This window comes from Zavarzinia sp. (assembly GCF_041650655.1).
Classification (GTDB): Bacteria; Pseudomonadota; Alphaproteobacteria; order Zavarziniales; family Zavarziniaceae; genus Zavarzinia.
The window spans coordinates 1-3043 of sequence record NZ_JBAZKR010000234.1; the positions used below are offsets into that span (position 1 = coordinate 1).

The following is a 3043-nucleotide window of genomic DNA, read 5'->3' on the forward strand; positions in this document are numbered from 1 at the left end:
CGAGCCTCGCGGCGGTTCGTTCACCCTGATCCAGATGCACCATCAAGTTCTTCAGCGACATGATCATCGACTCCTGTTTTTCGAGAATTATAGGCCGGGCCGGCGCGGGGACGCAGGCGGATGCCCGCTGGCCAGCAACTCGCGCAGCCGCGTCTTCAGCACCTTGCCGGTATTGTTCTTCGGCAGCGAATCTACCATGACATAGCGCTTGGGCCGCTTGAAGCGGGCGATGTTGTCGAGGCACAGGGCGTCGAGTTCCGCGCTGTCGGGGGCCTGCCCGCGCGGCACGATGAAGGCGATGACGATCTCGCCCCATTCGGCATCGGCCTGGCCCACCACCGACACTTCGCTGACCGCCGGATGGCGCAGCAGGATTTCCTCGACTTCGCGCGGATAGATGTTCGAGCCGCCGGAGATGATCACGTCCTTGCTGCGATCCTTCAGCGTCAGGAAGCCGTCCCCGTCCATGCTGCCGACATCGCCGGTATGCAGCCAGCCGTTGCGCAGGGTCTCGGCGCTGGCGGCGGGGTTGTTCCAGTAGCCGGCCATGACGGTGTCGCCGCGCACCAGGATTTCGCCGATCTCGCCCGCAGGCAGCGGCCGGTCGTCGGCGTCGGCGACGATGACCTCGATGCCGGTGAAGGCGTGGCCGACCGACGCCAGGCGCTCCTCGTAGCGCGGGTTGGCGGTGTCGGCGTGCAGCGCCTTGTCGAGGCAAGAAATGGTCATCGGCGATTCGCCCTGGCCGTAGATCTGCGCCAGCTTGTTGCCGAAGCGCCGCAGCGCGGCCTTGCAGTCGGCCACGTACATCGGGCCACCGCCGTAGATGATGGTCTTGAGCCCCGAGGTGTCGGCCTCGCCGGGATGTTCCACGAGGCGCTTGACCATGGTCGGCGCCGCGAACAAGCTGACGCCGCGATGCGCCCGCAGCAGGGCGAAAATCTCGGCGGGATCGAAGCCGCCCGACTCGGGCACCACATTCACCCCGGCGCGGGCGACGTGCGGCAGCATGTAGAAGCCCGAGCCGTGCGACATCGGCGCGGCGTGGAGGATGGCGTCGCCCGGCGCGATGCTGTCGACGTCGGACAGATAGTTGAGGATCGCCGCCATCAGGTTGCGCATGGTCAGGGTCACGCCCTTGGGCCGGCCGGTGGTGCCGCTGGTGTAGAACAGCCAGGCCGCGTCGTCCGCGTCACGCGGCGCGATGGGCATCGCGGCAGCGGTGAAAAGCTCTGCGTAGGCCGGGCCATCGACGTCGATCGCCCGTTCCAGGCCGGCGACGGCCAGCGGTGCGATGGCGTCGTGCAGGTCGGCAGTGGCGAAGCAGAGGCGCGCGCCGCTGTCGGCAAGGATGAATTCCAGTTCCTTCGGGTGCAGCTTGGCGTTGATCGGCACCGCGACCAGCCCGGCGTGCCAGCAAGCGAACATCAGTTCGACGTACTGCGGGCAGTTCTTCATCACCAGGCCGACCCGATCGTTGGGCTGCAGCCGCGCCGCGAGGCCGGCGGCAAGGCGGCCGACGCGCGCGGCGAGTTCGCCATAGCTCGCCAGCAGGCGCTCGCCATGGGCCAGCGCCGGCCGTTGCGGATAGGTCTGCGCGGCGCGCGCGAGGAGCCGGGCGACGTTGAGGCTCATGGCGAAGGGCGCGGCGCGCTGGGCGCCAGCAGCGTCTTGCAGAACACCATGAAATACAGCACGAACGAGGCCGCCCACAGCGCGGCGGCGAGCGCGATCACGCCGTTGCTCAAGCCATGCACCGTGGCCGCCAGCCGCAACAGGGCGGCGACGAACATCAGCCCGTAGGCGGCGAGCATGGCGCGCGGCACCACCAGCGGACGCCCGGTGTGGCGCAGGCTGACGCGGGTCATCAGGCCGAGCATCATCAGGCCGAGGCTTCCGACGGTGAAGGCATGCAGCCAGGCCGCTTCGGGCACGAGGCCGGTCAGTTCGGCAACGGCCTTGAGCAGGAAGGCCAGCACCAGCCAGGCAAAGCCCAGGTGCATCACCAGCACCAGCGGCACGTCGGCCACGCGCCAGCCCCGCCAGCGCGCGCAGCGCCAGCCGTGCAGCAGGGCGCAGGCCAGCGCCGCGCTGCCCGTCCATGCCGCCGGGGCGCCGCCGAGGTCGCAGACGGCGAGCAGGATCACCGTGGCGACAGCGCCGACTTCCAGCGTCATGTTGAACGGCGCGACATCGCCGCGGCCTTTCTCGCGCAGCGCATTGCCGGTGAAGATCGGCGCCAGCACGCCGCCCTTCAGCACGTAGAGCACGATGATGGCATAGACGGCGAGGCGTAGCGCGAGCCAGGCCTGCGCATCGTTCGCGGCGAGGAGGCCGCGGTGGAAGGCAAGGTTGGCGGCGAACAGCGCGAACAGGATCGGCAGCAGGAGCAGGTAGAGCCGGTTGGCGGCGCGCAGCAACTGCGGGGCGAGCATGACGAAGACGGCGGGGAACAGCAGGCAGTCGACAATCCCGGGCAGCAGCGCCGGCAGCCACGGCGCGGCCCAGAATGCGATGCGCCCGGCCAGCCACAGGGCGACCAGCAGGACCAGCGGGCGTCCGACGATTTCCTCGGTGCCGGCCCAACTTGGCAGCGCGGTCAGCACGATGCCGGTGATGATCGCCGCCGCGAAGCCGAAGATGAACTCGTGGCCATGCTGCAGTTTCAGCAAGTGGCCCGAAGGCAGGCTCCACAGCCCGAGGAATGCGCCAAGCCAGGCCGCGACCAGCAGCGGTGCATACAGCGCGCCGAGAAAATAGAAGGGCCGGAAGGCGCTGGCCCAGAGTGGCGACGGGGCCCTCAACTCCCTCGCTCCGTGTATCCCGCCTCGCGCTGGCTGCGCAGCGCGAGCACGAAGACGGTATCGATTTCGGCAACGTAGCGGTACAAGGCGACATAGCCGCGCGAGCGCCGCCCGATCACCAGTTCCCGCTTGTCGTTGGTGAGCGGGCGGCCGATCAGGGGGTTGTGCTCCAGCACGTTCAGCGCCTCGATGATTTCCCGCACGCGCAACTCGGGATGCTCGACCCGATACCGGGCAAG

General features: G+C 68.8%; 3 protein-coding genes. All 3 read right to left on the reverse strand.

Translation table 11 applies throughout. The annotated features are described in order from the left end of the window. Nucleotides 1-87: 87 nt before the first annotated feature. Complete coding sequence (locus WC493_RS22760; RefSeq protein WP_373068841.1) at nt 88-1635, reverse strand: long-chain fatty acid--CoA ligase; 1548 nt, start codon at nt 1633-1635, stop codon at nt 88-90. After that, nucleotides 1632-2804: an NnrS family protein gene (locus WC493_RS22765; RefSeq protein ID WP_373068843.1), complete on the reverse strand. Its 1173-nt coding sequence runs from the start codon at nt 2802-2804 to the stop codon at nt 1632-1634. The genes WC493_RS22760 and WC493_RS22765 overlap by 4 nt, the downstream gene beginning before the upstream one ends. Then, a partial coding sequence (locus WC493_RS22770; protein WP_373068845.1) for a type II toxin-antitoxin system RelE/ParE family toxin occupies nt 2801-3043 on the reverse strand: 243 nt, incomplete at its 5' end. The genes WC493_RS22770 and WC493_RS22765, both read right to left, overlap by 4 nt.

What these genes read in the sequence shown, in the direction of transcription:
- WC493_RS22760 (WP_373068841.1), bottom strand. Translation starts at nt 1,635, where the DNA reads ATGAGCCTCAACGTCGCCCGGCTCCTCGCGCGCGCCGCGCAGACCTAT.